This is a genomic window from Saccharopolyspora sp. NPDC049426, from assembly GCF_040676935.1.
GTDB lineage: Bacteria > Actinomycetota > Actinomycetes > Mycobacteriales > Pseudonocardiaceae > Saccharopolyspora.
In genome coordinates, this window is record NZ_JBFAPZ010000003.1 from 20,895 (window position 1) to 35,405 (window position 14,511).

At 69.5% G+C, this 14,511-nt stretch carries 11 protein-coding genes; 3 read left to right on the forward strand and 8 right to left on the reverse strand.

Annotated elements, in window-relative coordinates:
* Window positions 1-101: 101 nt before the first annotated feature.
* Window positions 102-863, reverse strand: coding sequence for an IclR family transcriptional regulator (locus tag AB0J78_RS06200; protein ID WP_363787569.1), 762 nt, complete (start codon window positions 861-863; stop codon window positions 102-104).
* A 129-nt stretch (window positions 864-992) separates the two neighbouring features.
* On the reverse strand, window positions 993-1,325 hold the full coding sequence (locus AB0J78_RS06205; RefSeq protein WP_363787570.1) for a hypothetical protein: 333 nt from the start codon (window positions 1,323-1,325) through the stop codon (window positions 993-995).
* 228 nt (window positions 1,326-1,553) lie between these two features.
* Between AB0J78_RS06205 and AB0J78_RS06210 the strand changes: the two genes are divergently transcribed.
* Window positions 1,554-2,141: a nuclear transport factor 2 family protein gene (locus tag AB0J78_RS06210; RefSeq protein WP_363787571.1), complete on the forward strand. Its 588-nt coding sequence runs from the start codon at window positions 1,554-1,556 to the stop codon at window positions 2,139-2,141.
* Between the two features lie 425 nt (window positions 2,142-2,566).
* Here AB0J78_RS06210 and AB0J78_RS06215 read toward each other — a convergent pair whose 3' ends face one another.
* The 3 genes from AB0J78_RS06215 to AB0J78_RS06225 all read right to left on the reverse strand — a co-directional run bounded on the left by AB0J78_RS06215 (window position 2,567) and on the right by AB0J78_RS06225 (window position 5,782).
* On the reverse strand, window positions 2,567-3,139 hold the full coding sequence (locus tag AB0J78_RS06215) for a sulfite exporter TauE/SafE family protein (RefSeq protein ID WP_363787572.1): 573 nt from the start codon (window positions 3,137-3,139) through the stop codon (window positions 2,567-2,569).
* Between the two features lies 1 nt (window position 3,140).
* Window positions 3,141-4,505, reverse strand: coding sequence for a cation:dicarboxylase symporter family transporter (locus AB0J78_RS06220; RefSeq protein WP_363787573.1), 1,365 nt, complete (start codon window positions 4,503-4,505; stop codon window positions 3,141-3,143).
* A 110-nt stretch (window positions 4,506-4,615) separates the two neighbouring features.
* Entirely contained in the window at window positions 4,616-5,782 is a 1,167-nt protein-coding gene (locus AB0J78_RS06225; RefSeq protein WP_363787574.1) for a mandelate racemase/muconate lactonizing enzyme family protein, read from the reverse strand.
* Between the two features lie 99 nt (window positions 5,783-5,881).
* On the opposite strand from AB0J78_RS06225, the gene AB0J78_RS06230 reads away from it, so the two are divergent.
* Entirely contained in the window at window positions 5,882-6,586 is a 705-nt protein-coding gene (locus AB0J78_RS06230) for a GntR family transcriptional regulator (RefSeq protein WP_363787575.1), read from the forward strand.
* Between the two features lie 160 nt (window positions 6,587-6,746).
* Here AB0J78_RS06230 and AB0J78_RS06235 read toward each other — a convergent pair whose 3' ends face one another.
* A complete protein-coding gene (locus tag AB0J78_RS06235) occupies window positions 6,747-8,528 on the reverse strand; it encodes a CocE/NonD family hydrolase (RefSeq protein WP_363787576.1) in 1,782 nt (593 codons plus the stop codon).
* A 244-nt stretch (window positions 8,529-8,772) separates the two neighbouring features.
* Between AB0J78_RS06235 and AB0J78_RS06240 the strand changes: the two genes are divergently transcribed.
* Window positions 8,773-9,402, forward strand: a complete 630-nt coding sequence (locus AB0J78_RS06240; RefSeq protein ID WP_363787577.1) for a hypothetical protein — start codon at window positions 8,773-8,775, stop codon at window positions 9,400-9,402.
* A gap of 55 nt (window positions 9,403-9,457) precedes the next feature.
* Here AB0J78_RS06240 and AB0J78_RS06245 read toward each other — a convergent pair whose 3' ends face one another.
* Complete coding sequence (locus tag AB0J78_RS06245; RefSeq protein WP_363787578.1) at window positions 9,458-11,044, reverse strand: SLC13 family permease; 1,587 nt, start codon at window positions 11,042-11,044, stop codon at window positions 9,458-9,460.
* 230 nt (window positions 11,045-11,274) lie between these two features.
* Entirely contained in the window at window positions 11,275-14,496 is a 3,222-nt protein-coding gene (locus tag AB0J78_RS06250; RefSeq protein WP_363787579.1) for a carboxyl transferase domain-containing protein, read from the reverse strand.
* Between the last annotated feature and the right edge of the window lie 15 nt (window positions 14,497-14,511).

The window sequence follows — 14,511 nt, forward strand, 5'->3', positions numbered from 1 at the left end:
GGGTAGCGCGTTCCACCCTGCGACGGTCCTCGGCTGAGGAACAGGTAGTTCTGCTGTGAAGAATTGGCCGGTTCCGCACGCGTGAGCAACGGAGGCCGTGGTCAGCGCTCGTTCAGGTCCTTCTCCAGCGCGCTCGCGACCGAGGCGAGGATCGCGACGATCGGCCGCAGCCGCCCTCGGTCGTACCGCACGCTGGGCATCGAAACCGACAGCCCCGCGATCGCAGCACCCTCCGGAGAACGAACGGGCACGCCGATGGCCACGACCCCGCGCTCCGAACGCCCCTGGTTGAGCGCGAATCCGTTGCGCCGGACCTTCGCCAGCTCCCGGCGCAGCGCGTCCAGGTCGGGCACCTCGGTCTGAGCTGCTCCGGCGTAGGTGGAGTCGAGCTCTTCGTCGGTGAGCTCGGAGAGCAGCAGCAGGCCCGCGGTGGTCTGGTGCGCGGGGAAGACCATCCCCTCGCGGGATCCCACCCGCAGCGCCTGCTGGCACTCCGCGCAGGCGATGAACCGGGTGGTGCTCCCGGTGCGCACCGTCAGGTTGACCGACTCCCCCAACTCGTCGACGAGCCGGTGCAGGTGCGGCAGAGCCGCCTGCCGCAACCGGGAGGCCGTCGACCGCGAATGCGAGGCGAGCTCCAGCACAGGACCAGGGCGGTAGACCTTGCTGTCGTCCTGCGCGGCGAAATCCCGGAAGACGAGCATCGCGAGCAACCGGTGGGCGGTCGATCGCGCGACACCCAGGCGCTCAGCAGCATCGGCGACGCTGAGACCGCCTTCGAGCTGCAGGATCGTCGCCAGCCGCAACGCGTGATCAACGCTGGCGATGGCGTACGTCGGGGGCTGCTTCATCTCCGTGGCCATCAACCCTCCGATTCCGGTTCTGCTTTGGAGAATATCCGATTCCAGAGCTGCGCGGCCGCTCCCGCGCAGGCCATGACCGACTGGCCGAAGGACTCCCTGCGCAACCGCGGCCCGGTGATCGCCCAGCGGTCAGACCGTGCACGGCAGGACCAGCTGGGACGGGTGCTGCGCGTCGCGGTAGACCTTGTGGGTCACCGGGCGCCCGACCGGCAGGTGGAAGGCATCCGGCGGGAGCAGCGCGTTGTGCGCGTCGGCCAGCGGCTCGGCGTTGGAGAGCTCGGCGACCAGCCGGTGCCTGGGCAGGAACGTGGCGGCGAACGGGTAGAGCCGCAGCACGTACTCCTCGACCTCACCGGGTTCGACCGGCACGGCGCGGGTGTGCGGGTGGTGCGGGTCGCCGTCGGTGGTGCGCTCGTCGAGTTCGCGGTGCCGCGGAACATCTCGTCGTGCTCTTCGACCCACGGCCGCGACTGCATCGGCGGGTAGGAACCGATGTCGAGCTTCTTCGGCCCCTTCAGCGCGCGGAACAGCTCGACGTGCCCGTCCACGGTCCAGCCGCGTCCCTGGTCAATCTGCAGGTAGACCGGGAGTCGATGTCAGCGGGACTCGCAACTCCGGCTTTTTCCTTCGCCCCGTGGAGGATGACGACATGAAAAGACCGGGCGTGCGTCACGTTCGAGAGGAGAAGTTGTGGGCCTTCAGAACTCCGCAGACGACGTGGCCGTCGAAGCCGCTGTAGCTGCGTTCGCCGATGGATGGCACACCCCACATCCCCACGCCTGGGACGATCTGCTCGCCGACGAGGTGAAGCTGGTCCAGCCCTTGCTCCGAAACCGCGTGGGTCGGCACGCTCTGGCGGAGGAGTACGGGAGGCTGATCGAGCTGGTCCCGGACCTGAAGGGCCAGGTGACCCGGTGGACTGCCGACGGACGCACTGTGCGCATCAGCTTGCTTCTCACCGGAACTCTAGGCCGGTTGCCCCTCCACCTCGAAATCACAGATCAACTGACGCTCGACGACGAAGGCCGCATCACGTGCCGACGCGCGAAGTTCAACCCGTTCCCCGCGGTAGCGCTGCTCGCTCGCCAGCCGGCGTTGTGGAGGCACTGGTGGCATTCCGGGGTTGGGCCGATGCTGACCCGCCGCAAGTTCCTGCCGCACGATCTCGAACGCATCCCGACCGCCTCCCTCGTACGGGCACTGGCTCTGGGCGGGCTGTTCCTGGCGGCTTCGGCATGGCTGGCGAGCTTCCTATCGGATGGCCCACGCGGCGAGTGACGGTAATCAACTTCGCCACCAGACCGGCCTCTTCGTCGCTCTCTCAGCCCCCGCAGCACATTCCTGCGAGACGTCGATGAGAGACCGGTGATTTCGTCCATCGGCCACTCCATCGCCGGGACCGCCACGCATCGCACTGGCTCAGCACAGCGACCCCAACCGATCACACCACCGGACGTGATCACGAACATCCGAGCCCGGCCGGCTAGCCGAGGCGGAACACCTTTCGGAGGAGTCTGCTCGCTGCTCCCGGTTCCGGCGTGCAGTGGCACCGCTGGGACTTCGGCACTCCTGCGAGCACCTGCTCCACGTGCTGGCCGCAGCCCGCGTAGGTCGGTTTGCCGCAGGTGCGGCAGTCCACACGACGACACATGATCATCACTTCCTTCTGATTCGTGCCCCCGTTTTTCGGAGGCAGGCGGATCTCAGCCCAAGGCCGAGGGGTTGACGATCGCGGCCGCAGCGACGAACGCGGCGACGGCGAGGACGACGAAGGCGAACCAGCGGCGCACCGCGGAGGCGTTGAGCCTGGTGGCCAGCCGTGCCGCCACGAGGGAGACCACCAGGGCCGACGTGGCGAACACCAGCAGCACCCGGTGATCGATGCTGTCGACCGCATCCAGGTGGGCGGTGAGCCCGGCTACCGAGTTGATCAGGACGACGACCAGCGACGTCGCGACCGCTTGCTGAGCGCCCAAGCCCAGCAGCAGCGTCAGCACCGGGACGACGATGAAGCCGCCGCCGACGCCGAACAGCCCGGTCAGCACACCGACGGCCGCTCCGGCGAGCACTGATTTCGGCACGCAGGAACGCCAGTTCACGCGACCGTCCCGGGCACGGCAGGCACCGGAGTGGTTCTCGTCGGTCAGCCGGCGGATCGAGTGGACGTCGCCGAGGTCCCGGTGGTCCTCGGCCTTGACGCCCTTCGCTCCAGATCGACCACGGGAGGTTCGCCCGTGCGCGTTCCACGCGCCGGCGAACCTCCGGGTTCGGTTCACATCAGCCCTGCGGCCGGCTGGCGACGGCGCGGTTGTCGGCCGCGTCGTGCTCGGCTTCGATCTGCTCGAGTTCGGCCGGTCCTGCGCGCAGGACCGCGTTGGCCCTGTCGACGTCGAAGTCCTTCTCCCACTTGCCGATGACGATCGCGGCGACGGCGTTGCCGAGGACGTTGATGAACACGCGGCCCTCGTTGAGGATGCGATCGATGCCGACGATGAGGGCGAGGGCGGCCAGCGGCATGTGGCCGACCGCGGTGATCGTGCTGGCCAGCACGATGAACGCGCCACCGGCGATCCCGGCGGTGCCCTTGCTGGTCAGCATCATGACGCCGACCATGACCAGCTGCTGCTGCCAGGACAGGTCGATGCCCAAGGCCTGGGCCAGGAACAGCGACGCCATCGTCAAGTAGACCGCCGACCCGTCGAGGTTGAACGAGAACCCGGACGGGATGACGATGCCGACGACCGGCCGCCCGATTCCCATCATCTCCAGCTTCCGGACCAGCTGGGGCAGGACCGCTTCGCTGGAGCAGGTCGACAACGCGACGAGCAGTTCGGCCTTGAGGAATCGCATCAGGCCGAACAAGCTCAGCTTGCAGGCTCGCATGATCGCGCCGAGCACGACGATCACGTAGACCAGGCAGGTCGCCGTGAACAGCAGGATCAGGTAGCCGAGCTGCTGCAGGCTGCCCGCGCCGTAGGTGGCCACGACGGTGGCCAGAGCGCCGAAGGTGCCGAGCGGCGCCAACCGCATGACCCAGCCGACGATGCGGAACACCACTCCCGACAGGGCCGAGATCCCCCGGGTCAGCGGCGCTGCCTGGGGGCCGGCCATGTTCAGCGCGACGCCGAAGACGATCGAGACCACCAACGCCGAGAGGATCGCGTCACCGGTGATGGCGCCGAACAGGGAATCGGGGATGAGGCTGGAGATGAACCCCGTGAAACTCGCGTGCTCTTCGGTGACCTCCGCGGGGATGCTCCCCGCGTCCAGGGTCGCGGGGTCGACGTTCATCCCCTCGCCCGGCCGGAACACGTTGCCGACCACGAGACCGATCAACATGGACACCAGGGACAGCACCAGGAAGTAGCCGATCGCCTTGGCCCCGATGCGCCCCGCCTTGCGCAGGTTGTCCATCGCGGCGATGCCCGTGGTGATCACGCAGAAGACCACCGGGACCACGATCATCTTGACCAGGGCGATGAACCAGTCGTTGAGCGGCTTGAGGTCATCTCCCACGGACGGGAACGCCAGGCCGACGGCCACGCCCAGGACTGCGGCGACCACGACCTGGAACCAGAGTTCGCCCATCAGCTTGCGAAAACGGGATCGCTGCGGGCGATCCGGGGCTGTCGTAGACGACATCGTTGTTGCTCCCTTGCACGACGTTGTGGGCGGGTGGAAACCGATCGGGAGGCCGGTGCCGGAGCACCTGGCCCGCTGAGCGGGACCGCAGGTGGCGGCCCCGCCGTGGCTCAGCTGTGCAGCGCGCGCAGGACTTCGTGGAAGGCGGCCTTGCGCTCGAATCCGATGCCGGGCGTTTCGGTCAGGCCGACGTAGCTGTTCTCGACCACCGCACCGTCGGCGAACCCGCCGGTCGGCTGGAACTCGCCCGGGTAGGACTCGTTGCCGCCGAGCTTGAGCGCTGCGGCGATGTGCAGGGAGAACTGGTGGCCTCCGTGCGGGATGCAGCGTCGCGAGGACCAACCGTGCTGCTTGAGCATCTCCTGGACCCGCAGGTACTCGGTGAGCCCGTAGCTCAACGCGGGATCGACCTGGATGTAGTCGCGATCCGGACGCAGGCCCCCGTAGCGGATCAGGTTGCGCGCGTCCTGCAGCGAGAAGAGGTTCTCACCGGTCGCGACCGGGCCCGCGTAGTGCTCGCAGAGGGTGGCGTTGAGCTGGTAGTCCAGCGGGTCGCCGACCTCCTCGTACCAGAACAGGCCGTAGGGCTCGATGGCCTTGCCGTATTCGAGCGCGGTCGCCAGGTCGAATCGGCCGTTCACGTCGACGGCCAGGCGCGAGCCGTCGCCGTCGAGGACCTGCAGCACGGCCTCGATGCGTTCGAGGTCTTCAGCGAGGCTCGCCCCGCCGATCTTCATCTTGACCACGCTGTAGCCCTGATCGAGGAACCCCCGCATCTCGTCCTGCAGGTCGCGCAGGGTCTTTCCCGGTGCGTAGTAGCCGCCCGCGGCGTAGACGAACACCGAGTCATCGGGCTCACCGTCTCCGTAGCGGCCCGCGAGCCAGCGGTGGAGGGGCTGATCGGCGAGCTTCGAGGCGAGGTCGAACAGCGCCATGTCGACCACGCCGACCGCCACCGAGCGCTCGCCGTGCCCGCCGGGTTTCTCGTTGCTCATCATGAAGTCCCACGCGCGGGTGGGATCGAGCTGACCATCCTCGGCGAGCAGCGCCTCCGGGTCGGCGTCCAGCAGCCGGGGGACGACCCTGCGTCGCAGGATCTCCCCGGCGCTGTAGCGGCCGTTGGAGTTGAACCCGTAGCCGACCACCGGTTCGCCGTCCCGCATCACGTCCGACACGACCGCCACGATGGAGCAGTCCATCGAGCTGAAGTCGATCCAGGCGTTGCGGATCGACGAGCTGATCGGGACGGTGCCCTCGTGCACTGCGGTGATCTTCATCGGATCACTCCTCGTTGTAATTTATAAATTGCACGCCGATGCTAGAGTCGGGACGAGTTCCAGCACAACCCCTGATTCAGCGCGGAGGAGAAGCGAGAGATGGGCGGCGCGCACGCGTTCTCCAGCAAGGGCGACGTCGCCTACGTCGAGCTCCGCGAGCGCATCCTCTCCGGAACGCTGCTGCCCGGCTCCCGGCTCGCCCAACACGAACTCGCCGCCGAGCTCGACATGAGCCTCACCCCGCTGCGCGAAGCGGTCCGCAGGCTCAGCAGCGAAGGCCTGATCGACCTCGACTCCCAACGCGACGCCCGCGTGGCGAGCATGAGCGCCGGCGAGGCTCGCCAGCTGTTCGAGGTCCGCCTCTCCCTCGATCCCACGGCCGCCGAGCTGGCCGCCGAGCGGCGCAGCGACGACGACCTCGCCAAGCTGCGCGCAGCCGCAGCGCGCCTGCTACCCGTCACCCGCGCCTGGGGCGAGGAGGCGCTGACCGCGCACCGCGCGTTCCACCGGGCCCTCTACCTGGCCTCGCGCAACGACGTGCTGATCAGGATGCTCGACGACCTCTGGGACAAGTCCGATCGCTACCGCCGCATCGGCCTGGAGCTGCCGCCCGGCGAGGAACCGCGCACGCGGGACCACCGCGAACACCACGACCTGGTCGACCTCGTCGAAGCCGGCGATGGCGCCGGTGCGCGAGAGCTCATGCGCGCCCACATCGAACGCAGCCTCACCGGCTCGGCGATCGACGCCCTCGAACAGCGCGAGCGCCGCACCGCAGGGGAAACGACCTCCGAAGCCAGCTGACCGACGGCCGACGAGCATTCCGACGGCATCCCGGTGCTCGTCGCGGTTTCCCTCCTGAACCCGTCCGGATTCCGCCAGGGCCAACCGTTCTCGTCGGTGACATCAACGACCGCGGCGGGGCAAATCCAGATCGAGTCGCCCCGCCGCGGTGTTCCTGCGGTCAGCGCCCGCCGACCGGCTCGACGTAGCCGCCGGTGAACACCGAGTCCGGCGGCGGATCCACCAGCGGGCCCGGCAGGGCGAAGTCGACGGCACCACCCACGGCATCGGCCGGGGCGCTCGCCCGCTGCTGCTCGAGGTAGCCGGCGAGCTGCACGCCCGGTGCGCCCTGCACGGTCATCGTCCGGCGGTGCTCCAGGAAGGGCAGGTCCACCGAGCCGCCGCGGACCGTGACGGTCTGGCCGCTGGGTGCCGCCATGGCCCACCAGTCCTGGTTGTTGTCGGTGACGCGCACGCCGATGCGGTGACCGGCAGGCAGCTTCCAGTCGGCGCCCCAGAGGCGCAGCGGGACGGTCGACTCACCCGGCTCGCGCACGAGGTGGCCCTGGCGCGTGATCAGCGGGCCCGTGCCGTCCGAGCCGAGGTCGTAGACGTCGACCACCAGGTTGGCGTTCGGCATCGACGTCGTCACGTCGATCGAGGCTGCCGGTGAGCCCGAGAGGTGCACGTCGTGCGGCAGCGGATTCGACACGGTCCACACACCCGAGGTCACGGCCGGATCGGTGGGCTGACCGGACGAGGAGTTGGCCGCGGTCGAGACCGACTGGGCGTGGTCGACGTAGGTGCCGCCCTTCAACGGCGTCCGGAACTCGCGCATGTCCGCCGCAGGCCACTGGGCCTCCGAGCGCCACGCGCCGTCGTTGGTCTGCACCGCGTGCGGCGGGTCCGGGACGGCCGGCGCCTGGTCCTTGAGGAAGCGGTCGTAGAAGCGCATGACCTCGTCGAACCAGCCCTGACGACCCATCTTCAGGCGACCGGTCTCGTCGACGTCGTTGCCGCGCACGTGCTCCCACGGGCCCAGCCAGCTCCGCTCGTAGCCCGGGTGGTTGTCCAGGTACTCCTGCATCCCGTCGGCGACCGTGTTGTTCTCGGTCAGGCCCTGGGTGAGGAACAGCGGCACGTTGGAACCCAAGGCACCGGGGATCAGGTTGCGCTCCTGCCAGAAGGCCGAGTCGTGCCTGTCATCGCCTGCCTGCTGCGCGAAGTTCTGGGCGAGGCAGACCGGATCGCTGAGGCTCTGGAGGTTGTACCGAGGAGCGTCGGTGATCGGTCCCGGTGTGGCGGCGATGCCGTCGTAGAGGGCGGGCGTCGCGACCGAGTTCAGCCGTCGCATCCCGTCGCCGTAGAGGTACCGGTAGTCGTCGTACACGGGTTCCTGGCTGACCACCGCGGCCAGCCCCGGAGGCCGTTCGTTGACCCCGACCAGCCCGGTCAACCCGTCGTAGGACTTGCCGTACATGCCGACCCGGCCCGTCGACCACGGCTGGCTCGCCGCCCACTGCACGGCGTTGACCACGTCCGCCTTCTCGCCCGGCCCCGACCAGTCCAGGCAGCCGGTGGAGCCGCCGAAGCCGCGCAGGTCCACCATGACGAACGTGTAGCCCTTCTCCAGCAGCCCGGAGCCCTCGACGAAGTCCCGGAACCGCTCCGATGGGCCGTCGTTGGGCCCGATCGGGTCGTAGGGCGTGCCTTCGACAGCACCGGCGGGCCCGGTCTGACCGGAGTGGTTGAAGTAGGGCCCGATCGAGAGGATCACCGGCGTCTTGTCTGTGGGCTTGGAGCCTTTGGGCCGCAGGACGTCCGCGTGCAGCGTCGCCTCGCCCGCGCTCGACGGGGAGGAGATCCACGCCTCGCTCCACTCCGCGTCCGGGTACGCCACGCCCGACGCCTGCGCCGGCGGCACCGCAGGCACCATCACCGCCGCGATCGCAGCTGCGACCACCCCAGCGCCTCGACGGCGCCACGACTTCCTGGTCAACGCCCGCTCTGTCATGCAGCGACCACCCTCCCGGCACTGGTGCGCACGGCACCTCGCCCGGGTGAACTCAACGTCACCCGGCGGATTCGTCCGGGTGACGCTAGAGGATCGAACGCCGCGAGTCAGGAACCTTTTTCACACCGTTACCGGTTTCGAACTCCCGGCGTTTCCTCCGATTCCAGGACAGGTGTCGGAGGGTGGTGGCACAGTGTTGATCACTGAAAGAGAGGCGGTGGAGACGATGGGCGACTACTTCGAGCGGATCGTCGATGTGGAGGTCACCGGCGAGGACGCCGGGCGGCTCGCGGAGCGGATGGTCGACTGGATGGTCTCCGAAGGCCTGATCACGCGTGAGATGTCCAGCGACCGGGTGTTCAGCCACCCCGTGGACAAGGGCTACGTGCGAGGCCCCAACTGGGCGCGAGCCGTTGACGACTCCTCGAACCCGGACTGGTTGCCGGGCCCGGTGGCCGTCATCGTCGGTCGGGCCCACTACGCCGGCGGTGAGGGGATCGACTCGGCCTCGAGCGCCTTCTGCCCGCGGTGCCAGAGCGAGACGGTGGTCATCAACTACCCGACGGAGTACGAGACGAACAGCGAGGTCTGGCAGCCGTTCGAGGACGCCATCGCCGCCTGGAAGGAGACCGGTGAGGGGGCCGCACCCTGCTCCGCCTGCGGTGCCTCCGTCCCGGTCACCGAGTGGCAGTGGAATCCCGCATTCGCCGTGGGTGCCCTGGCCTTCGACTTCTGGGACTGGCCGTCGCTCTCCGAGAGCTTCTGCGCCGAGTTCAGCCGACAACTCGGACACCGCACCGTGGAGCACGGGGGCAAGATCTGACGGGAGACCCCGCAACGAAGTTCCCGCGGGGTGCCGCACGGGACATCCGCCACCGCTACAGGGCGGAGCCGAACAGCAGCGGCACCAGCGTGTACATGACCAGCATGATCAGCATCAGCGAGAGCGCGTTGAGCCAGACGCCGGCCCGGACCATCTGCTTGATGGAGACCTCGCCCGAGCCGAAGGCCACGGCGTTCGACGGCGTGGCCACCGGCAGCATGTAGGCCGAGCACACCGCGAGGGTCACCGCGATGGTCATGAACAGCGGGTCCAGGCCCAGGCCGACGGCCACGGCACCGAAGATCGGGAAGAACGCGGCCGCGGTGGCCGTGTTCGACGTGAGCTCGGTCAGCGCGAGGCTGACGACGACGACAACGAGGAGCACCAGCCAGGACGGCACACCGACGAGGCCGCCGACCTGCCGGCCGAGCCACTCGCTGAAGCCGGTGGCGGTGAACATCGCCGACAGCGACAAGCCGCCACCGAACAGCAGCAACAAGCCCCACGGGATCTCCTTGGCCGCGGACCAGCGCAGGAGCGGAGTGCCGTCACCGTTGGCGGAGCGCTTCTCCGCAGGCACCAGGAAGCAGGCGATGGCGGCGGCCATGGCGACCTGGGTGTCGGAGATCCTGCCGAGGAACGGCAAGGCCTGCGCCACGACCGGGATGTCAGCGATGAAGGGCACGAAGACCCAGAACGAGATCGCGAACAGGAAGATGGTGCCCACGCGGCGTTCCGGCGTGGTCATGCGTCCGAGCTTCGCCAGTTCGGACCGGATCATCTCGGCACCGCCGGGGATCTCGTCCACCTCGGCGCGGAAGACCAGCTTGGTCAGCACGAGCCAGGCCACGAAGAGCAGGACGATGGCCCACGGAACGCCCACCAGCATCCAGTGGCCGAACTGCAGGTCGAAGTCGTGGGCCTTGCCGAGGTAGGCCTTCATCAGGGCCATCGGAGGTTGCCCGATCAGGGTCGCGGTCGATCCGATGGTCACGCCGTAGGCGACGCCCAGCAGCATCGACGCGGCGAACTTCTTTCCCGCTGCCTGCTCGTCGACCGAGCGCACCAGCCGCAGGATGGACACCGCGATCGGCACCATGATCACGGCCGTCGCGGTGTTGGACACCCAGGCCGAGATGAAGGCGGATGCGGCCATTAGACCGAACACGATCTGAGCCGGCCGGGTGCCCACGGCCCGGATGGTCAGCAACGCCACGCGCAGGTGCAGGTTGGCCTTCTCCGTGGCCAGTCCGAGGATGACGCCGCCCAGCACGAGGAAGACGACCGCGTCCGCGTAGGGAGCCGCGACCTCCTTCATGCTGGCCATGCCGAACATCGGGAACAGGACCAAGGGCAGCAACGAGGTCACCGGGATGGGGGCGGCCTCGGTCATCCACCAGATCGCCATCCAGAGCGCGCAACCGGCCACCGCACGGCCCTCGAAGGGCAACGAGGACGGAAGGACCAGAGCCAGCACCAGGCCGGCCACCGGTCCCAGGGCCAAGAGCCACCAGTGGCGCTTGCCACCGGAGTCGAGAGCATCGCCCTTCTGCTCCGCAGCCGCGGCGGCGGAGTGCTCCGCGGTCCCGGTCCCCGCGGGGGATGGTCGCGAGTCCGACTCCCCCCTCAGTGGGTTGCTCATTGCTTTGCCCTCGAATCCAAGCTGGAAGAGACGTAGGTGAGACCACGTGAATCTGAGATCTCTCGAACCGTAAGCGCCTGAATCACGAAGGTGAAATACATGTTTCCGCCGGATTGATACATGCGGTGTCTCAATAAGTCAGACCCCCGCCCGAGCCGGGTTCGCCCGCAGTGCTTTTGAGCGACGGCGAACGGTCTCCCCGACCTGTTGCGCTTCAGCGTCTCGCGGGGTCAGTCGCGGGGCCGGAGCGTGCTGATCCAGCGGCGGGTGTCGGCCGGGTCGATGACGTCGTCGAGCTCGAAGGTGGTGGCCGCGCGCAGCGCGCGGCCGCGCTCGTAGGCCTCGGCGACCAGGCTGTCGTAGAGCTGCTGCCGTGCGGCTTCGTCGGGTGCGGCTGCGAGCTCCTTGCTGTAGCCCAGCCGGACCGATCCCTCCAGACCCATCCCGCCGATCTCACCGGTCGGCCAGGCCACGGTGAACTGCGGGGCCCGGAAGGAGCCGCCGGTCATCGCCATCGCGCCCAGCCCGTAGCCCTTGCGGAGCACGACCGCGCCGAACGGCACCGTCAGGCGAGCGCCGAGCACGAACAGCTCGCCGAAGCGCTTGACCGTCGCGTCCTCCTCCGCCCGCGGTCCCACCATGAATCCCGGTGTGTCGCAGAGGGAGACGATCGGCAACCCGCCCGATTCGCAGAGCGCCAGGAAGTCGGCCAGCTTGTCCGCCGCCTCGGCGTCGATCGCGCCGCCCAGGTGGTGACTGCTGTTGGCCACCAGGCCGTGCGCCACGCCCTCCACCCGGACCAACGCCGTCACGATGCCCACGCCGTAGTCCGAGCGCAGTTCCAGCACCGAGTCCACGTCGACGATGGCGTCGATGGCGCTGCGGACGTCGTACGCGCGCAACCGGTTCTCGGGCACCACGTGCCGGGCCAGCCGCGGATCGGGCGCCTCCCACTCGATGCCCTCGCCCGGGGACAGCGGGCTCTGGAAGTACGCCAGGTACCGGCGCGCCAGGTCGACGGCGTGCTCGTCGTCCCTGGCGACCAGGTCGACGACACCGTTGCGGCGCTGGACGTCGATGGGTCCGATGTCCTCGGGCCGGTACTCCCCTAGCCCACCGCCGGAGATCATCGCGGGCCCGCCCATGCCGATGTTCGCCTCGGGGGTCGCGATCACCACGTCGCAGGCACCGGCCAGGGCGGCGTTCCCGGCGAAGCAGCGACCGGAGGCGATCGCCACCGTCGGCGCAGCGCCGCGCAGCGATCCCAGCAAGCGGAACGTCGGAACGTCCAACCCCGCAACGACATCCACATCGGTGTCGCCGGGTCGGCCACCACCGCCCTCGGCGAACAGCACCACGGGAACCTCCCGGTCCCGGGCCACCCCGAGGATCCGGTCGGTCTTGGCGTGGTTGCGCATCCCTTGCGTCCCGGCGAGCACCGTGTAGTCGTAGGAGATCACCACGGCCTCGGCCGCCGCCCGGCCGAACCGGTCCGCGCCGATGGTCGCGACGCCGCCGACCAGTCCGTCGGCCGGAGTGTTGGTGATCAGGTCCTGTTCGGACCGTCGGCTGCGCTGGGCCGCGAGAACCAGGGACCCGTACTCGACGAAGCTGCCCGGATCCACCAGGTCGCTGATGTTCTCGCGCGCGGTGCGGCGACCGAGGCGGTGACGCTTGGCCACCGCCTCGGGGCGTGCCGAGTCCTGGGTGATGGCCTGCCGTTCGAGCAACTCGTCGAGGTCGGGCCGGGAGGAGTCCAGGTCGAGCTCGAAGGCCGATTCGGCCTCCACCTCGTCGGTCCGCACGAACACCACGAGCGGATCGCCCGGAGCCACCGTACGGCCCGGCGGCACCAGCGGGCGCACCACTCGCGCCGGGTGTTCGGCGGACAGGACGTGCTCCATCTTCATGGCCTCCAGCACCGCCAGCTGGCCGCCCGCGGGAACCTCCTCGCCTTCAGCGGCGGCCGAGACGACGGTGCCCGCCATCGGGGCGCGAACGACCTCCTCCCCCGGCCCCAGCTCCAACGCGGTGCCGGGTGAGGGCGCGGAGGTGCTCGCGCCCGCTTCGGCCACCAGTCGTGCGACGTTGTCCGCCAGGAACGCGGTGCTCACGGGACCCGCGCGCAGCTCGTCGTCGGCGAGCAGGGCGCGCAGGAAGGGGATGTTCGTGGCGGCTCCGTCGATCGCGAACTCGCCCAAGGCCGCGTCGAGCTTGGCGAGCGCGGTGGTGCGGGTTCCCGCGCGCACGATCACCTTGGCCAGCAGGGAGTCGTACCGCGGGCTCACGACCAGGCCCGGCAGACCGAAGGTGTCCACGCGAACTCCCGGCCCGGTGGGCGGGGTGAACGTCGTGAGCGTGCCCGCAGTCGGCGCGGCGCCGCCGTCGGCGGTCATCGTTTCCAGGTTCACCCGGGCCTGCACCGCCGTGTTCGCGGCGGCCGCGGGTTCGCCGCGCACGCCGGACGGATCCGCCACCACACCGTCCGGGAGCGCGAGGTCGTGCAGCCCCGCTCCGTCCGCGAGGGCGAGCTGCGCGGCCACCAGGTCCACGGCGGTGATCTCCTCGGTGATGGTGTGCTCCACCTGGATTCGGGGATTGACCTCCAGGAACGCGAGCTCCTCGCCCCGCACCAGGAACTCCACCGTGGCCAGGCCGCGGTACCCGAGGCTTCGGCACAGCCGCACCGCGGCCTCGTGCGCACCGCGACGCGCTGCCTGTTCCAGACCTGCTGCGGGGGCGATTTCGAGCAGCTTCTGGTGCCGCCGTTGCAGGCTGCAGTCCCGGTCACCGAGCGCCAGGGCCGCCGTGCCGTCCGCGACCACTTGGACCTCGACGTGCCGGGCACCGTCGAACAGGGCCTCCGCGAACACCTCTCGGTTCCCGAAACCCAGTTCGGCCTCGTCCGCGCACGCCCGGTACGCCTCGTCCACCGCAGCGGCGTCGCGCACCACCCGCATGCCGCGCCCGCCACCACCGCCCAGCGCCTTGATCATGATGCCGCCCGGGTTCTCGGCGAGGAACGCGCGCACCTGCTCGACCGTCGCGGCACCGGCGGTGGCGGGCAGCACCGGCGCGCCGACCGCGACCGCGGCGGCGCGGGCCGACACCTTGTCGCCCAAGGTCTCCAGGACCGCAGGATCCGGTCCTGCGAAGCCGACCTGCGCCGCGGCGCAGGCTCGCGCGAATTCCGCGTTCTCCGAGAGGAACCCGTAGCCCGGGTGCACGACCTCGGCGCCGGAGCGCGCGGCGGCGGCCAGCACCGCCGCGTGATCGAGGTAGGCGGCCGGGCCGGCTCCGACCAGCGGCAACGCCTCGTCGGCGGCGTGCACATGCGGGGTGTCCGCGTCGTCCTCCGCGTACAGGGCCACGGTGCTGACCCTCATCTCGCGCGCGGTGCGCACGACGCGCAGCGCGATCTCACCGCGATTGGCGATCAGGAGCTTCTTCATCGTCACGAACCCCTC

Excerpts from the sequence above, each read along its gene's own strand:
- AB0J78_RS06200 (WP_363787569.1), bottom strand. The coding sequence starts at position 863 with ATGGCCACGGAGATGAAGCAGCCCCCGACGTACGCCATCGCCAGCGTT.
- AB0J78_RS06220 (WP_363787573.1), bottom strand. The coding sequence starts at position 4,505 with ATGTCGTCTACGACAGCCCCGGATCGCCCGCAGCGATCCCGTTTTCGC.
- AB0J78_RS06225 (WP_363787574.1), bottom strand. The coding sequence starts at position 5,782 with ATGAAGATCACCGCAGTGCACGAGGGCACCGTCCCGATCAGCTCGTCG.
- AB0J78_RS06230 (WP_363787575.1), top strand. The coding sequence starts at position 5,882 with ATGGGCGGCGCGCACGCGTTCTCCAGCAAGGGCGACGTCGCCTACGTC.
- AB0J78_RS06245 (WP_363787578.1), bottom strand. The coding sequence starts at position 11,044 with ATGAGCAACCCACTGAGGGGGGAGTCGGACTCGCGACCATCCCCCGCG.
- AB0J78_RS06250 (WP_363787579.1), bottom strand. The coding sequence starts at position 14,496 with ATGAAGAAGCTCCTGATCGCCAATCGCGGTGAGATCGCGCTGCGCGTC.